This window comes from Microvirga sp. TS319, assembly GCF_041276405.1.
Classification (GTDB): Bacteria; Pseudomonadota; Alphaproteobacteria; order Rhizobiales; family Beijerinckiaceae; genus Microvirga.
In genome coordinates this window covers 1,096,296-1,119,924 of the sequence record NZ_JBGGGT010000001.1, presented here as the reverse complement: position 1 = coordinate 1,119,924, position 23,629 = coordinate 1,096,296, and the positions used below count along the sequence as shown (strand labels likewise).

Annotated in this window: 19 protein-coding genes and 1 pseudogene; 13 read left to right on the top strand and 7 right to left on the bottom strand. The window is 61.3% G+C overall.

The genetic code is table 11. From position 1 onward, the window contains the following. Nucleotides 1-557: 557 nt before the first annotated feature. Complete coding sequence (locus tag AB8841_RS05085; protein ID WP_370434749.1) at nt 558-1,937, bottom strand: sensor histidine kinase; 1,380 nt, start codon at nt 1,935-1,937, stop codon at nt 558-560. Between the two features lie 157 nt (nt 1,938-2,094). Next, nucleotides 2,095-2,427: an SMR family transporter gene (locus AB8841_RS05080; RefSeq protein ID WP_370434748.1), complete on the bottom strand. Its 333-nt coding sequence runs from the start codon at nt 2,425-2,427 to the stop codon at nt 2,095-2,097. A gap of 920 nt (nt 2,428-3,347) precedes the next feature. On the opposite strand from AB8841_RS05080, the pseudogene AB8841_RS05075 reads away from it, so the two are divergent. Further along, nucleotides 3,348-4,175: pseudogene (locus AB8841_RS05075) on the top strand (cache domain-containing protein); the annotation flags it as partial. 111 nt (nt 4,176-4,286) lie between these two features. Next, a complete protein-coding gene (locus AB8841_RS05070) occupies nt 4,287-5,690 on the top strand; it encodes a putative bifunctional diguanylate cyclase/phosphodiesterase (protein WP_370435542.1) in 1,404 nt (467 codons plus the stop codon). A gap of 163 nt (nt 5,691-5,853) precedes the next feature. Here AB8841_RS05070 and AB8841_RS05065 read toward each other — a convergent pair whose 3' ends face one another. Then, nucleotides 5,854-6,792, bottom strand: coding sequence for a GlxA family transcriptional regulator (locus AB8841_RS05065; RefSeq protein ID WP_370434747.1), 939 nt, complete (start codon nt 6,790-6,792; stop codon nt 5,854-5,856). Between the two features lie 53 nt (nt 6,793-6,845). On the opposite strand from AB8841_RS05065, the gene AB8841_RS05060 reads away from it, so the two are divergent. From AB8841_RS05060 to AB8841_RS05040, 5 genes are read left to right on the top strand one after another with little or no spacing between them, the layout of a single operon-like run. Beyond that, nucleotides 6,846-8,036, top strand: a complete 1,191-nt coding sequence (locus tag AB8841_RS05060; protein WP_370434746.1) for an ABC transporter substrate-binding protein — start codon at nt 6,846-6,848, stop codon at nt 8,034-8,036. Between the two features lie 34 nt (nt 8,037-8,070). Continuing rightward, nucleotides 8,071-9,129, top strand: a complete 1,059-nt coding sequence (locus AB8841_RS05055) for an ABC transporter ATP-binding protein (RefSeq protein ID WP_370434745.1) — start codon at nt 8,071-8,073, stop codon at nt 9,127-9,129. Between the two features lie 4 nt (nt 9,130-9,133). Then, nucleotides 9,134-9,967 carry an ABC transporter permease gene (locus AB8841_RS05050; protein ID WP_370434744.1) on the top strand — a complete coding sequence of 278 codons (834 nt, stop codon included), beginning with the start codon at nt 9,134-9,136 and terminating at the stop codon, nt 9,965-9,967. Nucleotide 9,968: 1 nt separating this feature from the next. Next, nucleotides 9,969-10,757: an ABC transporter permease gene (locus tag AB8841_RS05045; RefSeq protein WP_370434743.1), complete on the top strand. Its 789-nt coding sequence runs from the start codon at nt 9,969-9,971 to the stop codon at nt 10,755-10,757. A 29-nt stretch (nt 10,758-10,786) separates the two neighbouring features. Next, complete coding sequence (locus AB8841_RS05040; RefSeq protein WP_370434742.1) at nt 10,787-11,800, top strand: proline racemase family protein; 1,014 nt, start codon at nt 10,787-10,789, stop codon at nt 11,798-11,800. A 361-nt stretch (nt 11,801-12,161) separates the two neighbouring features. Here AB8841_RS05040 and AB8841_RS05035 read toward each other — a convergent pair whose 3' ends face one another. From AB8841_RS05035 to AB8841_RS05025, 3 genes are all read right to left on the bottom strand, one after another. Further along, nucleotides 12,162-13,598, bottom strand: coding sequence for an aldehyde dehydrogenase family protein (locus AB8841_RS05035; protein ID WP_370434741.1), 1,437 nt, complete (start codon nt 13,596-13,598; stop codon nt 12,162-12,164). Nucleotides 13,599-13,630: 32 nt separating this feature from the next. Further along, nucleotides 13,631-14,974, bottom strand: a complete 1,344-nt coding sequence (locus tag AB8841_RS05030; RefSeq protein ID WP_370434740.1) for an aminotransferase class III-fold pyridoxal phosphate-dependent enzyme — start codon at nt 14,972-14,974, stop codon at nt 13,631-13,633. Nucleotides 14,975-15,049: 75 nt separating this feature from the next. Continuing rightward, complete coding sequence (locus AB8841_RS05025) at nt 15,050-15,934, bottom strand: GntR family transcriptional regulator (protein WP_370434739.1); 885 nt, start codon at nt 15,932-15,934, stop codon at nt 15,050-15,052. Between the two features lie 87 nt (nt 15,935-16,021). Between AB8841_RS05025 and AB8841_RS05020 the strand changes: the two genes are divergently transcribed. From AB8841_RS05020 to AB8841_RS04995, 6 genes are all read left to right on the top strand, one after another. Continuing rightward, nucleotides 16,022-17,200 (top strand): C45 family autoproteolytic acyltransferase/hydolase, encoded by a 1,179-nt coding sequence (locus tag AB8841_RS05020; protein WP_370434738.1) that lies wholly within the window; start codon nt 16,022-16,024, stop codon nt 17,198-17,200. Between the two features lie 68 nt (nt 17,201-17,268). Next, nucleotides 17,269-18,834, top strand: a complete 1,566-nt coding sequence (locus AB8841_RS05015; RefSeq protein ID WP_370435541.1) for an ABC transporter substrate-binding protein — start codon at nt 17,269-17,271, stop codon at nt 18,832-18,834. Nucleotides 18,835-18,918: 84 nt separating this feature from the next. After that, entirely contained in the window at nt 18,919-19,803 is an 885-nt protein-coding gene (locus AB8841_RS05010) for an alpha/beta hydrolase (protein WP_370434737.1), read from the top strand. Nucleotides 19,804-19,836: 33 nt separating this feature from the next. Then, a complete protein-coding gene (locus tag AB8841_RS05005; protein WP_370434736.1) occupies nt 19,837-20,781 on the top strand; it encodes an ABC transporter permease in 945 nt (314 codons plus the stop codon). Continuing rightward, nucleotides 20,778-21,593 carry an ABC transporter permease gene (locus tag AB8841_RS05000; RefSeq protein ID WP_370434735.1) on the top strand — a complete coding sequence of 272 codons (816 nt, stop codon included), beginning with the start codon at nt 20,778-20,780 and terminating at the stop codon, nt 21,591-21,593. The genes AB8841_RS05005 and AB8841_RS05000 overlap by 4 nt, the downstream gene beginning before the upstream one ends. A 2-nt stretch (nt 21,594-21,595) precedes the next feature. Further along, complete coding sequence (locus AB8841_RS04995) at nt 21,596-23,260, top strand: ABC transporter ATP-binding protein (protein WP_370434734.1); 1,665 nt, start codon at nt 21,596-21,598, stop codon at nt 23,258-23,260. Nucleotides 23,261-23,412: 152 nt separating this feature from the next. Here the strand turns inward: AB8841_RS04995 and AB8841_RS04990 are convergent, their stop codons facing one another. Continuing rightward, entirely contained in the window at nt 23,413-23,619 is a 207-nt protein-coding gene (locus tag AB8841_RS04990) for a hypothetical protein (RefSeq protein WP_370434733.1), read from the bottom strand. Nucleotides 23,620-23,629: the final 10 nt, after the last annotated feature.

The following is a 23,629-nucleotide window of genomic DNA, read 5'->3' as shown; positions in this document are numbered from 1 at the left end:
CGCATCGTTCGATGCGGAAAACCGGGTCCACTCTTCCGCACGATGCGCTAGGTCGGCTGCTGCTTTAGGGAGTGACGCGTCGGACGCTTTCCCGCACCCAGGGGTGCTCCGAAAGATAGCTCACGACGAGAGCGAGCAGGGTAAGGTTAAGAACAATGAGCAGGGCAAGAGCGATCTGGCTATGCCTTTCGTGTCGGGCGAGGCGGTTAAGAGCCTCCCTCGCCTTACGGCCCTGATCGTCCAGGTTCGGGCTGTGGCGGGGCACAATTCACCGTGCAATCGTTTACATCTGAACTTCCTTAGCAGTGTCATTCACAGAGGAAAATTGTCCAAAAGTTTCGGGAAGGCCGGCTCGCGCATCGTGCGAAAAGTGGACCCGGTTTTCACCTGCGTAGCCTTTTGGGTCGCTGACGCGGCCCTTCTGGTCGACTTTTCGCTGGCGCGGCCCGCTGGGTCCGCACGATGCGCTAGAAGGGAGCATCGGAGCCCGCGGTGCCGGACGACGATACCGATCTCGATCCGGATCAACTCTGCAGGATCGGCCCGACGACGTATATTCAGCCGCCTTGCACGGGAATCCGGATCTCGAACTTGGTTCCGGGCTCCGTGCGGATCACCGACGCTGTGGCATCGAGTTGGCGGATGGTGTTCACGAGGAGCCGCATACCGAGGCTCTTGGTGGGCGCAAACAGATCGAAGCTCTCCGGCACCCCGACACCGGCATCGATGACCTCAAGGATGAGGCCATCCTCGGCTCCGTGAAGATTGACCCGGATCGAACCTCCCCGTCCCTCGGGATAGGCATATTTGAGCGCGTTGGTCACAAGCTCGTTCACGAGCAGGCCGATGGGAACCGCCTTATCGGTGGGGACGATGAACCGGCTGCCGGTGAAGATGACGTCATGCTCGGGCGCAGTCTCCTGGAGCTTCTGGCACAGGCCGCGGAGGAAACCGCTGATCTCGGTGACCCGGGCATCGTACTGGCGCCATAGATGATCATGGACGCTGGCAATGGTCTGGACCCTGGCATAGGCATCCATCAGGACATCCCGGGCCGCATCATCGTCGGCAGCCCGCGCCTGAAGCGCAAGCTGGCTGGCTACCAGGGCGAGGCTGTTCTTGACGCGGTGGCTGACCTCTTGCGTCATCAGGCGCTGGCGCTCCTGAGCCTTCTGCTGCTCATGGATGTCCGTACCGGTGCCGAACCAGCGGGCAACCGTGCCTCTTGCCTCTTCGCGGATCGGAACTTCACGAAAGAGAAACCATCGATAGCTGCCATCCTTGCGGCGCAGCTGGGTTGTGTATTCCCAGCCCTCCCCACCTGCGCGGGCACTCTGGACCACGTCCATCATGGCTTTGACATGATCCGGATGGATCACGGTGCGCCACCCGTCGTCCTGCATCTGCTCCCAGGATGTCCCCGTGTAGGCATACCAGCGTTGATTGAACCAGGCCGTCTGATCGTTGGGATCGCGCATCCAAGCCAGCTGGGGGATGGCATCGATCATGGTCCGGAAATTGGCCTCGCTCTCCCGCAGTGCAGTTTCGGCGCGGATCCGCCCGTCGATATCGGTCGCGGCCCCGATCCAAGCGATGAGCCGGCCATGAAGATGGACAGGGGCGACCCGGCCGATATGCCAGCGATAAGCTCCATCGCTGGCGCGTCTCAGCCGGACTTGGACGTCGTAGGGCTCGTTCCGGGCAACGGCCCCGGTTCGGATTTCCTCCAGCTTCGGACGGTCCTCCGGATGAACGACGTCGCGCCAGATCCGTGCGCTGCTCTCGACCGTTTGTCCGGTATAGCTGCGCCATTTGCGGTTGAAGAACTCGACCGTACCATCGGTCCGGCTGATCCACATTTTCCGGGGAGCATGTTCGATGAAGGCTCGAAGGCGCTCCTCACTCTCGCTCCACCATTGCGCCGGATGCTCGTGCACGATCCTGAACCAAGATTCCCTGCTGGTCCGGAAATACTGTCGTGCGCACCCTGGTTCCCTTTGATGGCGCTTGAGGATGGATGCGGCGGTCGCGGGGCCGTACGGCTGCAGGCGCGACTGCCGCTCACAGCGAATAAGGGTGTCGATCGGATAGCCTTCAATGGGCCGCAGACTTCGACAGAAGATTGATGACCAGCACGCCGGCCACGATCAAGGCCATGCCGATGACGGCAGGCAGGTCGAGCTTCTGTCCATACAGCGCCCAGGCCATCGCCGAAATCAGCACGATCCCCAGTCCCGACCAGATCGCATAAGCAATGCCGATCGGCATCACCTTCAGTGTGAGCGAGAGGAAATAGAAGGCCACTCCATAGCCAACAACCACAAGCACGGACGGGACAAGCTGCGTGAATCCTTGAGAGGCTCGCAAGGCCGTGGTGGCGATGACCTCGGCGACGATGGCGGCGGCCAGGAAAACGAATTTCTGCATTCCGGGAGATAAACCAGAAGTCCTATGCGGCGTCACGCTCAACTCTTCGTGACGGCCACGTGAATGTTGGTTCGTTCTTTATGGAATAGGCCTCAGGGTGATCTGAGATGTTTCAGAAGGCGGGCCATGAGACGAGGGGGCCCGGTCCTTAGCCGCGGATGGCATCTTGCGCGCTATTCCGCTTCTGCCAAGGAATTGTAGGCTGCCGCTATTCAGGGCGATGTTGCCGCTGCGAATTGTGCGCCACCCTATCGATGGCCCAAGGCCCCCGGCCTATGATTCATCGCCGCCCCCATCACGGCTGCGGCAATCGGATTGCGAAGCCACTAGAAGGGCCACAACCAGGACCAGCAGGCTCGCTCCCAATGGTGCTCCAAGGAGTGCCGGGAGGGGGCCGTAAAGCCGCCAGAGGATCGGGATCGTGATCAGCGCACCGATAAGCCCCACAATAACGTAAGCCACCACCATGGGCCTTCCTCTGACGCAGGCGATAGTCCCGTAGGAGCAGGGTTTTTACGATCGATTGGTCCTCAGGACGTGTGCTGCTTTTTGTGCACAAAGTCCAGCCAGTGAGATCAAGTCGCAAGTTCCGAGGGGATGCTCATCGAAACGGGATATCATTAAGATACGAAGTATTCGGCGGGATTTCCATAGTCTGGTCGGAAGTTTCGCGGTGGGCCAATTGTACAGCCTCCGCTCCGGCTCCTCCTTCACCTTTGCTCCAATTTGCCTAGGACCAGGACGTCACGGGCACATCTTGCTCCTTCCAGACGATGTCGTTTCGCCCCTTATCCACGAGTGAGCCGCAGAATGTCTCGTGCGAGGGGCACACAGCCCCATTCAGAACCCAGGAAGTTCGTGCCCAGCGACCTGATCCGCGGGTTCAGCGGCTGAGATTAACGAAATAACGACAACTATGGGTGCATGCTGCTGGAGATCGTCCTGAAGAGCCGAGCCGGTACTTCGCTGTGTCAGCGTATTTGATTCTTTCGCTAAGCCTCTTCGCCGCAGCTGCTGCAGTCCTCGGCGCGGCCGTCCTTTTCGTGCGCGGGTACGGTGACGATCTGGCAAAAGCCGAGGGGGATCTGTCCAGCCTCGCACTTGCCCTTCAGGAGCAGACGGATGGCTTTCTTCAATCCATCGAGGGCGTTCTACAGGACGTGGTCGGCCGAATTCCGCAAGCCTGCCTCACTGCCAACGAGTTCGATGGGTTCGCCGCGTCGCAAGCGACGAAGGCCGTCCTGGTAGGGGCATCCCACTCCCTTTCTCAGATTATCCGCATTGATCTCGTCAATGCCCGGGGTCGTATCGTCGGGACATCGAATCCGCACCCGATGTCGGATCCTATTTATCTGACGGATACGTCCTATTACCAGGATCTCTCGACGGATCCGTCACTGATATCGTATCTCAGCGAACCCAGAAGGATCCGAGCGACCGGCAGGAAGATCTTTTCCCTTGCCCTGAAGATCAAAGACGCTGAGGGAAACTTCCTCGGCATCATCGTATCCATGATCGACCTCGGTCATCTCGAGGGGATTTACGAGAAGCAGCTCAAGACACGCTCATTGGCAGCGACCCTCTACAGGCGCGATGGTATCATCCTTCTTCATAGTCCAAAGCCCGAGAGAGCGCTCGGGCGCAGGATTTGGACGCCCGACACCCCTCTGCAGCGGATGATTGCGAAGAACAGCGCGACGCTCATCCGCGATGTCAGCTGGATCGACGGGAAAGAGCAGTTGATCGCTCTTCATCCTCTCGCTCATTATTCGGGGGGAATAGCCGTCAGCCGAGCCATCGCGGATATCATGGCCGGACGTCGCCTTGAAGCTCGCGTGATCAGGTTCATCGCCTATCTCATGGATATCGCCATCGACACAACGAGCCTGTTGGGCTTGAGGCATGTCAAGACCGGTATTCTCAGGGCCGCGAGCGAGAGCTACCTGTCGCGCCACGATATCCTGACCAGGCTTCCCAACAGGCTTCTCTTCGCCGAGGAATTGAAGCGGACGTTCCTGACTTCCCACAGATCCGGCACGGATTTCGCATTGCACCTCCTCGACCTCGGACGGTTCAAGGACATCAATGACAATCATGGACATGCGGTGGGGGACGAGGTCATCCAAACCGTGGCGCGGCGCCTGCGGGGGCGCCTCAGAAAGAGTGATTTCATCGCTCGTATCGGCGGCGATGAGTTCGCCGTCATTCAAAGGCCATTGGTGGGCCGGCAGCAGGCCGTAGATCTCATCACGGCCATCCAGGCTGCCATGAGGGTTCCATGCGCAGCCGGCAACACGGATGTCGAGGTCGCGCTTGCCATTGGTGTTGCGGTGGCGCCCTCCGACGGCAAGACCTCAACCGAACTCATGAAGTGTGCCGATGTCGCCCTCTATGCAGCGAAGTCAGATCCCGACAGCAATTATCGGTTCTATGACACGGGCATAAAAGATTCTCGGGCGGAGCGTCGAGCCCTTGAGGGAGCGCTGAGGAACGCTCATGAAAACAAGGAATTCGTGTTGTTTTATCAACCGATCCTCGATCTGGCGACAAATCGGATTTGGGGCTGTGAAGCCCTGGTGCGCTGGAACCATCCGGTGAAAGGAATGGTCGCGCCTCTCGAGTTCATCCCAACGGCTGAAGAATCGGGGCTCATCGGCCCGATCGGTGACTGGATTCTCGATGAGGCCTGCTCGGCGGCCATGACCTGGGACCGTCCCCTGAAGGTCGCGATCAATCTCTCCCCGGTGCAGTTCAAACGGCGAGACGTTTTCGCCAGCGTCAAGAGGGCCTTGGCCACATCCGGCATGCCGGCCCGCCGCTTGGTCCTGGAGATTACAGAATCGGTTAAACTCACCGAAGAGGCAACTGCGACGCTCACGCGGCTTAAAGCTCTCGGGGTTTCGATCGCACTCGATGATTTCGGGACCGGCTATGCGTCCATGAGCTATCTGAGAAGCTTTCCCTTCGACAAGATCAAGATCGATCAGTCGTTCGTGCGTGGCATGATGGGTTCGCCCGATAGTCGTGCGATCATCAAAGCGACGATCGGCCTTGCGAATGATCTCAAGATGAGCACGACGGCCGAAGGTGTCGAAACAGAAGAGCAACTCAATGCCCTGCGCCTCGCCGGCGCTTCACAAGCCCAAGGCTACCTTATTGCCAAGCCTATGTCCCGCGATGCCATAGCGTCGTTCATTGCGGATCATGAAAGAGCCCAGTCCAACGGGCAGGGCAAAAAGCTCCCGGTACGAGCCATCGCCTGAACCCGCACAAGCCTTCACGATCCGGAGATCGTCAGGTGGCTAGAGCCTTATTCGGCGAAGTGGATCCGGTCCGTCGTCCAAAAAAGCGGAGGCCCAAAGATAAGTGCCGGCTCCACCTCAGTGGAACCAGCTCAATGGCCATCAAGACACCGCGTGCAGCTTCTCAAACCGTGCCATTTTGCCTGAACTCCCGTGGCGAGCAACCAAAGGCAGACTTGAAATCCCGGGAAAAATGCGCGCCGTCGGCAAAGCCGGTATCGATGGCGACTTCCGTGATGGTGCGGGAGCTGTTTCTGAGAAGCCAGCGTCCATATTCCAGCCTCAGGCTTCGCTGGAAGGCAGCGGGGCCAATTCCCAGTGCGGAATGGAAAATCCTTTCCAACTGACGGCTGCTGATGCCCACGTACCGGGCGATAGCATCGATAGAAGGCGGCGTATCGAGGCGCTGCTCGATGAACTGGGCCGCCTGTCGCACACGAACGTCGTGAATCCCAACGAGATTGGCATAGAAGTGTGCCTGAGGCATCGCGGCGGGCCTGATGTCCTGCAACATCATGTGCCGCACTGCCTGTTGAGCCTTGTCGCGCCCGCAATGTCGCGCAATGAGGTACAGACCGAGATCAATCGCAGCCGTCGATCCGGCACAGGTGATCAGATCGCCCTCATCGATGAACAAGCGATCCACGGCCACCTTGATTCGTGGAAAGCGCTCTCGAAAGGCATCAAGGACGTTCCAGTGCACGCACACTTTGCGATCGCCAACGAGCCTGGCCCGGGCAATGAGAAAAGTGCCCGTGCAGATCCCGACGAGACGGACACCGTTTGCCGCCGCCTCTCGGAGATAGTCCAGCAAAGCCTCCGGAATCTTCACGTTGAGATAGTCATTTCCACCGCATATCGCGATGTAATCAAACGATGCCGGGTCGACGAGGTCGCTGCTGGGATGAACCTCCACGCCGCAACTTGACCGGCGGGGCAGTCCGCCGAGACTCATCACCTTCCAGGCCGCATGAACTTGGCGACTGCGACCTCCGTGATCTGCCGCCAAGCGCAGCGCATCGATGAAACCTGAGAACGCAGCGAGCGTGAATTGGTGGAGCAATATAAATCCGACGCGTAAGCGCGGCTCGCTCAAGCTTCCGGGAGACGCCTTGGATGGTGATCGACATGTTATTTCGTATGCATCATCGGGCATGTCGGAAATATTCAATTGCTGGACCAGATCTTTCTAGTGAACGACTGCATACTGGGTCAATCTCGGGGCAACCAGAAAAGCTGCAAAAGGCATTCCCAGAGGAGTTGATCATGAAACTCAGTCGGTATCTTGCAACAGTCGCGCTCTGCTCCACGGCGTTGGTCCAGCCTGCCTTCGCGCAGTCCCAATCTATCACAGTGGCTTGGTACGGGGGCAACTGGGGCGACGCCTTCCGTGCTTGTGTCGCCGAGCCTTTCACCAAGGCGACCGGGATCGGTGTCAATGCGGAAATCGGGACCTCGACGGTGACCCTATCCAAGCTTCAGCAGCAGAAGGGGTCTCCCACCATCGATGTCGCGTGGATGGATGGAGGCATCAGCGAACTCGCTCTCGCCGCCGACGTGGTGGATAACCTCGATGCCGGCGCGATCGGCAATTTCTCGAATGCTCTTCCTCAAGCCGTCTACAAGTCGGGCTCGACGACCTACGCGGTCGGCACCGGCTATTACTCCCTCGGCCTGACTTACAATACGAAGGAAGTGAAGGAGGCGCCCACCTCGTGGAATGACCTCTGGAAGAAGGAGTTCGAGGACACGGTGACGATTCCGTCCCCGTCGAACTCCGCGGGCGTGCCCTTCGTGATGTTCCTCTCGCAGATGTGGAATGGACCGGTCGACGATCTCTCTGACACGTTTAAGAAGATCAAGGATCTTAAGGCAGCCCTGTTTTTCGACTCCTCCGGTGCCGCCACCAACGCCTTCCAGAGCGGTGAGGCGGTCATCGGCGCGCACTTCAACGTTGGCGCCTGGGATATGGCCGACAAAGGGCTGCCGATCGGCTTCGTCGTGCCGAAGGAGGGCGTCTGGGCGACTGACGCCAGGCTTCATCTGGTGAAGGGCACCACCAAGAAGGAAGCAGCCCAAAAGTTTATCAACCAGGCTCTGACCCGAGAAGCCTCGGCATGCCTTGCCGAGAAGCTATATCTCGGTCCGTCGGTAAAAGGCGTCGAAGTCAAGGCGGATATAGCGCGAAAGCTGCCATGGGGCGAGAAGGGCTCGGTCGAGAGCCTGAAGCTCTTCGACTGGATGCGGATAAACGAACAGCGGAGCAAGATCGTCGACACTTGGAATCGCGAGATCGCGCGCAAGTAACGGCCGATCCAAGAGGCAGGGTACAGAGTTCGTCATGACCGCTCCATTGTTGAACATCGCGACGCTTTCGAAGCGCTTTGGGGGGCATGCGGCCCTATCGGACATCAATCTTGAGATTGAGCAAGGCGAGTTCATTGCCTTGCTCGGCCCGTCGGGATGCGGCAAGACAACTCTCCTACGCTGCATCGCGGGTTTTCTGACGCCGGACGACGGATCCATTCGGATTGCGGGAGAGGACGTCACACGGCTTCCTCCCTACCGGCGGCCGTTGAACACGGTCTTTCAGAATTACGCGCTGTTCCCCCACATGTCCGTGGCCGACAACGTGGCATACGGACCTCGCCGGAAGGGGGTCGATAAGAAAGATGCTCGCTCACAAGCCGTCGAAGCCCTTGACCTGGTTGGGTTGTCCGGCTTCGGGGATCGTTTTCCACGCCAGCTCTCCGGCGGCCAGCAGCAGCGTGTTGCTCTCGCCCGGGCGATCGTCAATCGGCCCAAGCTCCTTTTGCTGGATGAGCCCCTGAGCGCACTCGATCTCAAGTTGCGCAAACGTGTCCAGATCGAGCTTAAGCATCTCCAGGAAAAGCTCGGCATCACCTTCGTGTTCGTCACTCACGATCAGGAGGAGGCGCTGACCATGGCGGACCGGGTGGTCGTCATGAGTAACGGGCGCATAGAGCAGGTGGGACGCGGCGAGGACATCTATCGTGCGCCGGCGACCCGCTTTGTGGCGGACTTTATCGGAGAGGCCAATCTTCTCCTCTGCTCGAACCTTCCGGATGGCAGCCTGATGACGAGTGTCGGCTCCCTTCCGATCAGGCCGAAGATGCGGCCGAAAGGCGATCGTCTCATTGCCGTCCTTCGTCCGGAGAACGTGGTCATCCTGCCGAATGGCCCAGCGGAAGGTCTCTCCACCGCTCCGGCCGTGGTCGAGGATGTCATTCATGTCGGAAGCCACCTGATCGTCAATGCTCGAGTTGGCGACACGGTGATCACAAGCCGCGTCAGCGGCCAATTGCCTGCCGAGGTCGTGGAAGGAGCCCATGTCCATGTGGGCTTCCGACCGGATGACAGCCATCTGATCGCGGAATAGTGCCATGATTGCTTCCGCTCGCACAATTGGCCTGCTTGTCGGCATTCCGACCCTGTTTTTCCTGGCGTTCTTTCTCTTCCCGATGTTTGTCGTGGCGATTGCCAGCATCATGGATTCGAGAGGAAGCCTGACGCTTGCCAACTACACGCGCATCTTGCTCGATCAGTATCACTGGGATGTGTTGTGGGTGACCTTCCGGATCGGGGTGCTGACGACCGTTGCATGCGTCCTGATTGGTTACCCGCTCGCCTGGTATCTGGTGCGCATCGTCGATTGGGCGCCCTGGCGGCGGATCTGCGTCATCTTGCTGATCGTTCCTCTGTTCACCAGCAATATCGTCCGATCCTTCGGCTGGATGGTGCTGCTCGGGCGCAACGGTCTCGTCAACGATAGCCTTCAGGCCATGGGCCTCATCGAGCGCCCCGTCCGGTTCCTCGGAAGCGAACTCGGCATCGTGATCGGCCTGGTCTACATCCTGCTGCCCTTCATCGTGCTGGCTGTCGGCAATGCCGTGGCGGATGTTGACCCCTCTTTGGAGCAGGCTTCGGCCGATCTGGGAGCGCGACCTGCGACGACCTTCTGGACCGTGACGTTCCCATTGTGCCTTCCCGGTCTCATGGCGGGTGCCGTGATGGTCTTCATGCTCGCGGTCAGCGCCTATGTGACGCCGGCCCTGCTCAGCGGCGGACGCATCACGGTCTTCTCAATGCTGATATTCCAGCAATACAGCTCCGTCTTCGATTTCAATTATGGCGGAGCGCTGAGCATCACGATGCTCGTTCTCACCCTCGCTCTCGTGGCCGTCGCAGGGCGCATCGGTACGCCCAGAGGAGCATGAGATGGTCATCAAACTCGTGGTCCGCATCGTGTCCTTCATGGCCTTGGCCTATCTCGTTCTCCCACTGGTGGTGATCATCGGATCATCGCTGACGACCACGAGCTTCCTTGCATTCCCGCCGCAGGGGCTCACCCTGTCCTGGTTCGGCAAGGTCATTGCGGATGCGTCCTACCTATCCGCCTTCGCGATGAGCACCGTGCTTGCCGCTTGCGCTACGGCGGTGGCGGTTCTCTTCGCCGTGCCGTCTGCCCTGGCGATCGCGCGATACAGCTTTCCGGGCAAGCGGCTTCTATCCGCCGTTCTGATGTCACCCCTCATTCTTCCGCATGTCGTGCTGGGGGCCGCGCTCCTCCAATATGGAACCGCGATCGGTCTCACCCGGAGTTTCCTGGCACTGCTGGTCGGCCATATCGTGATCATCACGCCGTTCGTTCTGAGGGCCGTGCTGCCTCAGTTCACCCATGAACAGCAGAGCCTCGAAGAGGCCTCCGCGGATCTTGGAGGCGGGCCCGTCGTCACGTTCTTCCTGATCACGTTCCCGCAGATCCGGAGTGGCGTTCTCAGCGGGGCGATCTTTGCCTTCATCGCCTCGTGGATCAACGTGGAGTTGAGCATCTTCAACACGACGGCCGAACTGACGACGATTCCCGTCAAGCTGTTCAACTACGTCCAATACACGATTGACCCCACCATCGCCGCGGTATCGGCGATCACGATCCTGGTGGCGGCCCTCGTCATCATCATTCTCGATCTCACTCTCGGTCTCGACGTCCTGTCGGAGCGCCGCTGAGGGAAGCTGCAGCGACAAGGAGCCTTATCATGCGCCAGCAAGACGTTTTCGACGTGATCTACACCCACACGGAGGGGGAGCCTCTATGCATCATCCATAGTGGGATACCCTATCCCGCAGGATCCGATATTCTGGAGAAGCGCCGTTTTCTCGAGCAGAACTATGATTGGCTGCGCTGCGCTCTCATGCGGGAGCCTCGTGGTCACAAGGACATGTTCGGCGTCTTCCTGACACCGCCCTCGAGCCCCGACTATGACGCAGGCCTCATCTATATCGACGGAACGCAATACTCCCACATGTGCGGACACGGAACCATTGCGGTCGCAATGGCGATGGTCTCGCTTGGCCTCGTCCGCCGCGGAGAGAACGGCCGCACGACAATCCGCTTTGAGACGACGGCAGGCCTCGTGGTGGCCGAAGTCGCCAATGACGGGCCGGATGTGCGATGGACGCGGTTCGAGAACGTTCCGGCCTATGTTGCCGCTCAAGACGTTCCCTTCGAACTCCCTGGCGTCGGTCCGCTCAAGGCCGACATCGTCTGGGGCGGAAACTATTTCGGCATCATCGACCTTCGGGGCACGTCGCTTCGCATCTCTCCGGAAAACGGAACCGAACTTTCGCGCCTCGGCATTATCGCCCGCGAGCAGCTGCGCGAGAAGGTCGCGATCCAGCATCCCGCCGAGAAGCATATCAACAACTTCAACTTCGTGACATTCTGGCACGAGCCTACGATCGAGGGCGCATTCTACAAGAACGTGCACGTATTCTCCGCCGGGCAGCTCGACCGTTCGCCGGGCGGCACGGGAACCAGCGCCATGATGGCGATGTTCGAGGCAAGAGGCCAGCTGAAGATCGATCAGCCGATCAAGTCGGAAGGCCTCCTTGGCAGCGGGACGTTCGAGGGATGCTTGGTCGGCGAGACGACCCTCAATGGCACGCGCGCCGTCCGACCTACCGTCAAGGGTACGGCAAGCATCCTCGGTACGGCTCGCTGGGTAATCGATCGCAACGACCCGGTAGGAGCAGGATTCCTCGTCGCTTGACCTTCATGATGGGGCGCCGGACCCTGACATCGGCCGGTGCCCCATGAGATCGTTCTTCGGCGAAGTGGACCCGACTTTCCGCAAGAACGATGCGCCTCTCTACAGCATCGGGTGTGAAATCGATCCCACATCCGATGCAGTCAGTCTATGGTCACGAGCATCTTTTCACGGCGGATGCTCTAGCGCAGCGTGCGGACCTGACGGACCTGGCGGGCCGCGCTCGCGAAAAGTGGACCCGGGATTCGCTGGCGCGGCCCTTCGGGTCCGCTCAATCGATGCGCTCGTTCCAAGAAGGGAGCATCGGATTCAATCCCAAGAGTGCAAGTCCACTTATGGGTCCGATGCTCAAGGGGCACATTCCTTAGTGTGATTGCGCCAGGTAGCCGAACATCGACTTGGTTTCGAGAAACTCCTCGAACCCGAACCGGCCCCATTCACGTCCGTTGCCGGATCGCTTGTACCCGCCGAAAGCGGCCGCGTTATCGCCGCGCGCGCCATTCAGATGAACCATGCCGGCCCGAATGCGGCGGGCCACCCGGCGGGCGCGTTCTGGATCGCCCGAGGTCACATAGCTCGACAATCCGTAGACCGTCTCATTGGCGATCCGGATCGCGTCCTCCTCGCCTTTGTAGGGCAGAATCGACAATACCGGCCCGAAGATTTCCTCCCGTGCGATGCTCATGTCGTTGCGCACGTTCGCGAACACGGTCGGCCGCACGTAATAGCCGCGGTCAAAACCGGCCGGGCGTCCCAACCCTCCCGTGACGAGGGTTGCCCCTTCCGCGATTCCAGCCTCGATCAGGCTCTGGATCCGAGCGAACTGGAGTTCGCTGACGACGGGGCCGATGGTGGTGGAGGCGGAGCGGGGATTCCCGACGACGGTCTCTTCGGCGATGCGCCTGGCGATCGCCACGGCCTGGTCTTGGCGATCGAACGGCACGAGCAGGCGCGTCGGCGCGTTGCACGATTGCCCGCTATTGGCAAAGCAGGCCCGAGCGCCGTGCGTGACGGCTGCCTCCACATCCGCGTCGTCGAGCAGGATGTTCGGGGACTTGCCGCCGAGTTCCTGATGAACGCGCTTGACCGTATCGGCGGCCGCTTTCGCGACGAGGGTTCCGGCTCGGGTCGAGCCTGTGAACGAGATCATGTCCACGTCCTGATGGCTTGCAAGAGCCTGTCCGACATGAGGCCCATCGCCGTTGACGAGATTGAACACTCCTGCCGGAACGCCCGCCTCGTGCAGGATTTCCGTGAAGATCAATGCCGAGAGCGGAGCGACCTCGCTGGGCTTCAGGACCATCGTGCATCCGGCCGCAAGGGCCGGGCCGACCTTGCAGGCGATCTGGTTCAGGGGCCAGTTCCAGGGCGTGATCAGTCCGCAGACGCCGATGGGCTCGCGGGTGATCAATGTTTCATTGACTGCTTCGTCGAACTCGTAAGTTTTCAGAACCTCGACGGTGCGCTGAAGATGACCTAGGCCGGCCGGCACATGGCGCTCGCGCGCGAAGGCGAGGGGCGCGCCCATCTCGGTGGAGATCGCCTCGGCCAGCTCATCGCTGCGCCGGCGATAGACGGCGATGATCTTCGTGAGCAGGTCCAGGCGCTCCTCACGGCGCGTCTGGCCATAGCTCGCGAAGGCCCGCCGTGCGGCAGCGACGGCCCGTTCCACGTCAGCCGCTTCGCCGGCCGCAATGGTCGCGACCGTTTCTTCCGTGGCGGGATCGATCACGTCGATGACATTTTGCCCCGCCGGGGCGACCCACTGGCTATCGATGTAGAATTCATGGTGATGTGGCACGTCTCGTTCTCCGGATGCGCGGTCTGCAAACGTCAGTTCATCTGTTTGATAGCACGGCGAATGCTGTTGACCATCTGGTCGATCTGCTCGGCTTCGACGATCAGGGGCGGAGACAGGACGATGAGATCGCCCGATGCCCGGACGAGAACGCCATCCTCGTAACATGCCTGCGCGCAAAGAGTGCCGCGGGCTCCCGGCTCGCCCGCGCGAGGTTCGAACTCCACCACGCCGAGAAGCCCGATGTTTCGAATATCTGCAACGTGGCGCTCGCCTTTCAGGCTGTGCAGCGCCTCCTCCCAGAGAGGGGCGATCGCGGCGGCCCGCTCGAACAGGCCGAGTTCCTGATACACGTCAAGCGCGGCGAGACCGGCCGCACAGGCGAGGGGGTGCCCTGAATAGGTATAGCCGTGGAAGAGCTCGATCACCTCCGGCGGCCCGGCCATGAAGGCATCGAACACGAAGTCGCGCAGGAGAACGCCGCCCATCGGGACCGCACCGTTGGTCATCCCTTTGGCACAGGTGATGATGTCCGGCGTGACGCCCAGGGCCTGAGCCGCGAAAGCCGTCCCGAGGCGGCCGAAGCCTGTGATGACCTCGTCGAAGATAAGAAGGATGCCGTGTCGCGTACAAATCGACCGCAGGCGTTCGAGATATTGCAGAGGAGGTGGATAGACGCCCCCCGAGCCGATGACAGGCTCGACGATCACGGCTGCAACCGTCGAAGGATCCTGAATCTGCAGAAGGCTCTCCAGTTCGCTCGCATAATAGGCTCCCGTTTCAGGACAGCCGCGCGAGAACCCCATCGCGGAGCGGTCATAGGGCAGCGACAGGTGAGCCACATCCGGGAGGAGAGGGCCGAAATCCCGTTTATGTCGGCCGATGCCGCCGACCGAGAGGCCCCCGAAACCCATGCCGTGATAGCCCTTGGCGCGCCCGATGAACTTCGTGCGCCCCGAATCCCCGCGGGCGCGGTGATAGGCGCGGGCGATCTTGAGCGCGCTGTCCACCGCCTCGGAGCCGGAATTTGTGAAGAACACGTGCTCGAAGCCTTCGGGAGCGATGCCCGTGAGGCGGCCCGCAAGCTCGAATGCGCCCGGATGGCTCATCTTGAACGAGGAGACGAAATCTAGACGGCCCGCAGCTTCACGGATGGCCTCGACGATCCGGGGCTGGGCATGTCCCGCGTTGACGCACCAGAGGCCCGCCATGGCATCAAGGACCCGGCGGCCATCCTCCGCGATGTAATGCATGCCTTCTGCGCCGACGAACATCATCGGATTCGAGCGAAACTGTCGCATCGCCGTGAAGGGCAGCCAAAAGGAGGCGCCCCCCTCATTGGTGAACGGGCGGCTGGCGGTCGGTGTCGAGGCAGTCATCGGCTTGCTCCTGGAAGGATGGGCTCTCGTTGGGCAGAGCTGTAGATTTTTGTCGCTATGAAATACAGATTGGGTCTAGCCCGGATCCGGATTGTCGCGCGATCTGACCTGGCTCGCCCTCTCAAGGTGCCGGCGCAACAGAACCGAGGCGACCTCGCGCTCGCCTTTGGCGAGATAGTCGAGGATCTCCATATGCTCGCGGCAATTGATCACCACGCGCTCGAAGCCGAATTTCCAGTCGTACTGGGAGAAGCGCCTGAGCTGGTTCTGGTGTCGGATGGCGGAGTGGATGAACCGGTTCCCGGAGGCTGCCGCCAGGCCCTCGTGGAAGGCCGCATTCATCTCGAAGAACGCGATGCTCGAGGTTTCCTGCCAAGGACGCTCGAGCGTCTCGGCGTGGCGTCGGCGCATCTCCTCGATCCAGTGCCGGTCGAGCCGGAAGGTTGGTTCAAGGAGTCCCATAGGCTCGACGAGCAGACGAAAACGATAGCTTTCGTCGCGGGCGGCAGGGTCGCGGAATCCGGTTGCAAACCTCCAGCCGTAACCCGGTTTGCGCTCCACCATCTCGAGATCAGAGAGGCGCGACAGGATGCGTTGGACCGTCGGGCGGTTCAGGCTGTAGCGCCGCATGATCTCGACCTCGGAGAAGTCCTGGGAGAGCTCGCCCCTGCGATGATCGCGGGCAATCCGCACCAGCCATTCCTCATCCGTGTTCACTGACGCTGCAGCGGGCGCCTGTTCTGGGAGGGCAATGAGCTCCATCCCCCGATTCGGGCGCCGCACGACAATTCCCCGATGCTCGAGGTACTGAAGGGCTCCTCGTACGGGAGTTCGTGAGACCTCCAGCCGCTTCGCCAGGTTGTTCTCATTCAGAAACGTGCCGACCTGAAGTCCATCTTCGTTCACGAGGCGAACGATGCGATCGGCCAATTCCTGCTGCAGGCGAGTGGGTTGAAACATTCCGAACTTCCCTATTGATTGTATTCTATCACTATGAAATACACTTAGTCCAGTCGAACAGCCGAGTTACCGAAAGAGAATTTCCAGATGGCCACGCCTTGTCCGCTCATTGAAGTGTCCGGCGCCCCTCGTGAACGCGGGCGCCAGTATGGCGAGCAGGCGGCGGGCAGGGTGCGGCTCGGAATCGAGCATTATTCGTCACAGATCGCCGGTCAAAAGCCGTTCAAGGACGACATCGCGGCGCTCGTGGATAAGTTTCTGCCCGCCATCGACCGGTTCGATCCAACCTATCTCGAGGAGATGCGTGGCATTGCCGAGGGCGCAGGGGTGGCGCTGGAATCCGTCGTGCTCCTGAATGCCAGGACCGAGATCCTGAAGCTGGCCCGCCGCCCTGTCGCCGAGTGGGAGGCGCTCGACGAAGAGCCCGATGGATGCACAGGCGTCGTCGTCCTGCCCGAGATGACGGCCGAGGGGCGCCTCATTCACGCCCAGAACTGGGACTGGAAGGCGGAATGCGCGGAAACGGCGGTGGTTCTCAAGATCAGGCGCGAAGACGGTCCTGACATCCTGACCTTCACGGAGGCCGGAGCGCTCGCGCGGTCGGGTTTCAACGCGGCCGGGATTGCAATCACGGCGAACTACCTTGAGACGGATCGCGACTATCAAAGACTCGGCGTCCCGCTCGCCTTGATCCGCCGGAAGGTTCTGGAGCAGAGGCAGCTGGCGGCCTCGATGCAGGCCGTCTACACGACCCGCAAGTCGGCGGCGAACAACATGATCGTCAGCCATGCCAACGGCATCGCTATCGATTTCGAATGTGCGCCCGACGAAACGTTTCAGGTGCTGCCGGAGCGCGGCCTCGTCGTTCATGCCAATCACTTCCAGAGCCCGATCGCTCTCACGAAGCTCAAGGACACCGGTATCGCGAACACGCCGGACAGCCTCTATCGGGACCTGCGCGTCCGAGCGCTGATCGAGCCTCACCTCGGCAGCGTGACGCGTGACGTGGTCAAGAACGCGCTATTCGACGACTTCGAGACGCCGTGGTCGGTCTGCCGCCCGCCGCGCAAGAATCTCAGCAGCAATCTGAGCGCGACGGTGGCGATGATCGTGATGGAGCCGATGAGCGGCCTCATGGAGGTTGCCATGCTTCCGGCGCTCGACCGGACGTTCATCACATATAGGCTCGACATGGAGATTCAGCGTCCGGCCTTTCAGTCCGGGCCCGGAGCGGCCCCTGCGACACCGTATGTGAAGGCCCTCTAAGCAGCCGCCACGAGCTGCGACAACAAAGAAGACGGCGTGGGAACAAGGACGATTGTCGGAGGATAATGATGAAGGTGAAGGCAAGGATTCTATTGGCGGGCTGCATGACGGGAGCCTTGACGGCGGCGCTTCCGGCGCTGGCCCAGCAGACCCCGCTGCGGATTTCGCTCAATGCGGACATCCGCAGCACCAATCCGGGCGTCAACCGGGACGACAACACAGACGCTGTCGTCCTGCATGTGGTCGAAGGGCTGGTCGCCTATGGCGAGGATGCGAGCATCAAACCGCTTCTGGCGCAGTCGGTCTCGGTTTCCGAGGATGGTCTCACCTACACGTTCAAGCTCCGCAGCGGAGTCACGTTTCACAATGGCGCACCTCTGACCCCTGAGGATGTCGCCTGGAGCTGGAAGCGCTACACGGACCCCAAGACGGAATGGCGCTGCCTCTCCGAATTCGATGGCCGCGGGCGGTCGAAAGTACAGGCGGTCGAAACGCCCGACGCCCAGACGGTCGTGTTTCGTCTCGACAGGCCGGATGCCCTGTTCCTCGCGACCCTGGCGCGCACCGATTGCGGCATGACCGGGATCATCCACAAGGATTCCGTGAAGGCTGACGGATCGTGGGACAAGCCGATCGGAACCGGTCCGTTCAAGCTCGAGGAGTGGCGGCGCGGCGAGTTCGTCAAGCTGTCCAAGTTCGACGCCTATGCGAACCCGGCCGAAGGCAAGAGCGATGGCTATGCCGGCTCGAAGCGTCCTCTCGTGAACGAGGTTCGCTTCGTGGTGGTCCCTGACAATGCGGCCGCGAAGGCGGCTCTGCTGCGGGGGGATATCGACGTCGTGCCCGATATCACCAATGCGGATGTGAAGGAGATCAAGGCCAATCCGGCGCTGGAGCTTTCGATCGCACAGAACATGGGTCTGAGCGCGCTGCTGATCCAGACGCGGGATCCGCTTCTGTCGAACGTCAAGCTGCGCCAGGCCATTGCGGCGGCGCTCGATACGCCCCAGATCACCGCCGCCGTCACGGAGGGTCTCGCCAAGCACAACAACTCCATTGTGCCGTTGAGCTCTTCGTATCACACCGCCGCGCATGACAAGGGCTATACGTACGACGCACAAGCCGCGCAGAGTCTCCTGAAGGAGGCGGGCTACAAGGGCGAGCCGATCACGATCCTGACGAACAAGCGCTATCCCCAGACCTTCGCATCGTCCGTGCTCATCCAGGCCATGCTCCAGGCGGTCGGCATCAACGCCAACCTGGAGGTGCTGGAATGGGGCACTCAGCTCGACCGGTACAACAAGGGCAATTACCAGGTCATGGCGTTCCCGTACTCGGCTCGTCTCGACCCGTCCCTGAGCTATGATTCCGTCATGGGCCCGAAGGACAAGCAGCCCCGGAAGGTCTGGGACAATCCCGAGGCGCAGGCTCTGCTCGAGAAGTCGATGCTGATCTCCGACAAAGCCGAGCGTCAGAAAGTCTTCGACGAACTGCACGCCCGCTTCCTGAACGAAGTGCCCTTCGTGATGCTCTACAACGGCATCGAGGCCAGCGCCTTCCGCAAGAAGGTTCGGGGCTACACCGCCTCCGTCCTCTCCAAGCCGCGGGCTTGGGAGGTTCACATCGCCGATTGATCGCATTCGGCTCCGGCAGCGGACCGGCCGGCATCTGCGTCGGCCGGTCCATGGCATCACTCAGGTTTCATGCGGAGTTTCTCGTTGGATCGCGCCGATACACCCACGCCAGCCGACAATATCCGGCCCGAGGATCTCGGGCGGCAGATCTATGATCGCGGTCTGACCACAGTTTTCGCGAGTCGTCACGATCCGCGCTTTTCCTATTGCCTCTACGTGCCCCCGGATCTGGGGCGCAGGGGGACTCCCGAACTCGTAGTTGCGATGCACGGAACCGGCCGGGCATTCATGACGTATTGCGAAGGGTTCGCCGAGTTCGGCCGCTGGAACAACTGCATCATCCTGTGCCCGCTCTTCCCCGTGGGGATCAGGGGCGACGGCAATCGTGATGGTTTCAAGTACATTCAGGAGGCCGAGATCCGCTATGACCGGGTCCTGCTGTCCATCGTCGAGGAGGTCGGCGAACGCTACGGGATGGACGTCGCCCGCTTCGCGCTGTTCGGATTCTCCGGCGGCGGTCACTTCACCCACCGCTTCCTCCTCCTTCATCCGAAGCGTCTGTGGGCCGCATCCATCGGGGCTCCCGGCTCGGTGACGCTCCTGGATCCGACACGCGACTGGTGGGTCGGCATCCGCGACGTCAAGGAAAGGTTCGGGGTTACGGTCGATCTCGCCGCCATGCGGCAGGTGCCTGTGCAGATGATCGTCGGCGCTGCCGACCTCGAAACCTGGGAAATCACCCATCATGAGGGCAGCCCGCATTGGATGTCCGGCGCCAACGATGCCGGCCGGACGCGCCCGGAGCGGCTCGAAAGCCTTCGCCGCTCCTTCGAAGACGCCGGCATCCGCGTCCGCTTCGATGTGGTGCCGAACGTGCCGCACGATGGAAACCAGGTCGTGCCCCAGGTGCAGGACTTCTTCGCCGACGTTATGAACAACAGGCGTTCGGCAGGAATGCCCTCGGCATGACCTCGCCGTGGCCGATCTGAGGAGAGCGACGCAATGCTGCGCTTCATAGCCAAGCGGATTGTCATGGCGGTTCCGACGCTCCTCATCATGGCGGTCTCGGTGTTCGTGCTCATCCGCCTGATCCCGGGCGACCCCGCGGCATTGATGCTCGGCGACATGGCCGATCCGGCGAGCCTTGCGGACTTGCGGGAGCGGCTCGGGCTCGATCACAGCTTGCCGGTGCAGTTCGCAATCTGGTTCGGCAACATCCTCCAGGGCGATCTCGGACAATCGATCACGTCGAGCCAGCCCGTCCTTCCTCTCGTCGTCGACCGCTTCTGGATCAGCGCCAAGATCGTGCTGATCGCAGTCCTGTTCGCCACCCTGTTCGCCGTACCGGCCGGGATGATCGCGGCCTGGCGCCAGAACAGCCTGCTCGATCTGGTTCTGGTGGGGACCGCGACGATCCTGCTGTCGATTCCGACGTTCTGGCTGGGGCTTCTGCTGCTGATCCTGTTCGGTCTCAAGCTCGAATGGCTTCCCATCGTCGGCTACGTCTCGTTCTCGGAGGAACCCACGGCGGCACTGCTCTACATCGTCATGCCGGTCGCGACCCTGTTCCTGCACGAGATGGGCGTGCTGATCCGGATGTCGCGTGCGAGCACGCTCGAAGTCCTGCGGCTCGACTACATCACTCATGCCCGGGCGAAGGGCCTTTCCGAAGGCGCTGTGCTGATGCACCACGCGTTCAAGAACGCCTTCGGCCCGACCTGGACGCTCATCGGTCTGGTGCTCGGAAATCTTCTCGGCGGAATAGCCGTCGTCGAAACCGTCTTCACGATTCCCGGCCTCGGCCGCCTCCTCGTGGATTCGATCTTCGCCCGCGACTACCCGGTCATCCAGGGATGCCTCCTCTTCATCGCCTTCGTCTATGTGGTCGTGAACATCGTCGTCGATCTGCTTTACCCCGTCTTCGATCCGAGAGTGACGGCAGAATGAAATCCATTGCCCCCAACGCCCTTCTCGGCGTCCTCATCGTCGGCGTTCTCGGCCTCTGCGCCCTGTGCGGGTCGATCTGGACGCCTTTCGACCCCTTGAAGATCAACTTCGCAACCCGTCTCCAGCCACCCGGGCCCGTCTATTGGCTGGGGACCGATGAATTCGGCCGGGACGTCCTCAGCCGACTGATGGCGGCCGCCGCGACCAGCGTGTGGATCAGCCTTCTCACCGTGACGACCGCGATCGCAGCCGGAACCGCGATCGGTCTTCTGACGGGATATCTGCGCGGCTGGACGGATCGGATTCTGATGACCTTCAACGATGCCCTGCTGGCCTTCCCGGGAATCCTGCTGGCTCTTGGCCTTCTGGCCGTCATGGGCGCCAACAAGTACGGCATCATCCTGGCCCTGGGGCTTGCCTACACGCCTTCCGTGGCCCGCGTCGTCCGCGGCACCGTTCTGTCCCTGCGGGAAAAGGAATATGTCGATGCATCCAGGGTGATGGGCAATTCCGAGGCCTATACCATGGCACGGCATATCCTGCCAAACTGCATGGCTCCCCTGACGGTGCTCGCCACCTCCATGTTCGGCTGGGTGCTCCTGGCGGAAAGCGCCCTGAGCTTTCTAGGCCTCGGGGTGCCGCCGCCAGCGCCCACATGGGGCAACATGCTGGCAAGCAGCCGTTCCTTCATCGCCCAGGCCGTATGGCTCGGCATCTTTCCAGGCCTGTGCATCTCGCTGACCCTGCTCGGCATCAACCTGCTCGGCGATGCCCTGCGCGACAAGCTCGATCCGAGAATGCGAGGAGTCTGATCATGGCCGGGACCGAACTGCTCCGGGTTGAGGGACTGCGCCTCGTAGTCTCGCGAACGGATCTGGAAGTCGTCAAGAACGTGAACTTCTCCCTCGCACCGGGCGAAATCGTCGGCATTGTCGGCGAATCCGGAAGCGGAAAGACGCTCGCAGCCCGGTCCATCATGGCACTTGAGCCGCCGGCGATCCGCAGAACTTCCGGCAGCATCGTCTTCGACGGGAAAGACATCGCTCAACTCCCACCGGGAGAGTTGAGGCGGCTGAGAGGCTCGCGCATCGGGATGGTGTTCCAGGAGCCCATGACGTCGCTCAACCCGTCGATGCTCATCGGCCGTCAGCTGGACGAAGGTCTGGCACTTCATCGCAGCCTGAATGCCGAGAAACGCCTCGCTCTCATCCTCGACATGCTCCGCCGTGTCGGGATCAAGGATCCCGAGGGAGCGCTCGAGTCCTACCCGCACCAATTCTCGGGCGGCATGCGCCAGCGGATCATGCTCGCTTCGGTCATGCTCCTTCAGCCGGCTCTTCTCATCGCCGACGAGCCGACGACGGCGCTCGATGCAGTCGTCCAACGCGATGTCCTCGAACTCATGGTGGAGCTTACGCGGGAGCACGGGACGGCCGTGCTCATGATCAGCCATGATCTTTCGATGGTCGCCCGCTACACCGATCGCATCATCGTCATGTGCAGGGGTGAAATCGTCGAGCAGGGGAACACGCAGGATCTGCTGCGTCATCCCCGGCATCCCTATACGCAGAAGCTGCTGGCCGCGATGCCGCGGCGCCTGCCCAAGCGCGATCTCCCCACATCCGCTGAACCGATCGTGGACGTGCGCGACCTCATGGTGGAGTATCGCGGACGCCAGGGCTTCTTCCGTAAGGAGCCGGGCAAGCGTGCGCTTCACGGCGTCAACCTGACGGTTCGGCCACGGGAGGTCGTTGCGCTTGTCGGCGGATCAGGATCCGGCAAGACGACGCTGGGGCGCGCCATTGCTGGTCTCCTCGATCCCTCGGACGGAGAAATCCGCTTTGCCGGGCGTCCCGTTCGTCGAGGCTCCGAGAGTTGGACGCATTACCGCCTCAACTGTCAGATGGTGTTCCAGGACCCGTATTCGTCTCTCGATCCCCGTATGACCATCGCCGACCTCGTGCGTGAAGCCCTGCGTCTGGTGCCGTCGATGGGGCATCGCGAAAAGACGGATCGCGTGCGCGAGATCCTGCATGATGTCGGTCTCGACGATACCTTCGCCAGGCGTTATCCCCACGAACTGTCCGGCGGCCAGCGCCAACGCGTTGCGATCGCGCGCGCTCTCGTGCGCCGGCCCGCCTTCGTCATCGCCGACGAACCTGTCTCCGCCCTCGACGTCACGGTGCGGGCCCAGGTCCTCGACCTGTTCGCGGACCTACAGCTCCGGCATGGGTTCTCCTGCCTCTTCATCAGTCACGATCTCGGAGTCGTCGAGCAGATCGCGGACAGGGTCATCGTCATGCAGGACGGCCGGATCGTGGAGGAGGGTGATCGCGACGCGATCTTCGACCGGCCTCGGAATCCCTACACGGTCAAGCTTCTTTCCGCGATTCCGGCCCTTGAAGCCACGGCAAGCGGCGGCGTCCGACTGAAATGGCGCTTCGACGACGTGCCCCAGAGCGATGTCGCCACCGCATAAGGGAAGTCTCACGGCCGCATCGATCCCGTTTCAAGGCACATCGACGGCGCTCGCCTGAACGTCGCGATGGATCGAGGCGTGACCGGACCTGAAGCCACACCATGGCAGGGGCCCACACGGGCCGGAGGCTCGGAGATACCGCCTGTGACCTGTCAGCGGGGTTGCCGGCTGGCGCGGACGACGCGCAGCAGCTCTTCCCGGGTCTGGGGCCATCGATCCTCGGGGATGAAGGGAGCGAGGTGGCTGATCGCCATGTCCAATTGCTCTTCGTCGCGGGCCTCTGGATCCGTCAGGTAATGACCATGCTGTTCCAGATTGTCCGAGAACTGTTCGTCAAGGGATTTCAGAATGTTCGTCATGTTCTCCTCC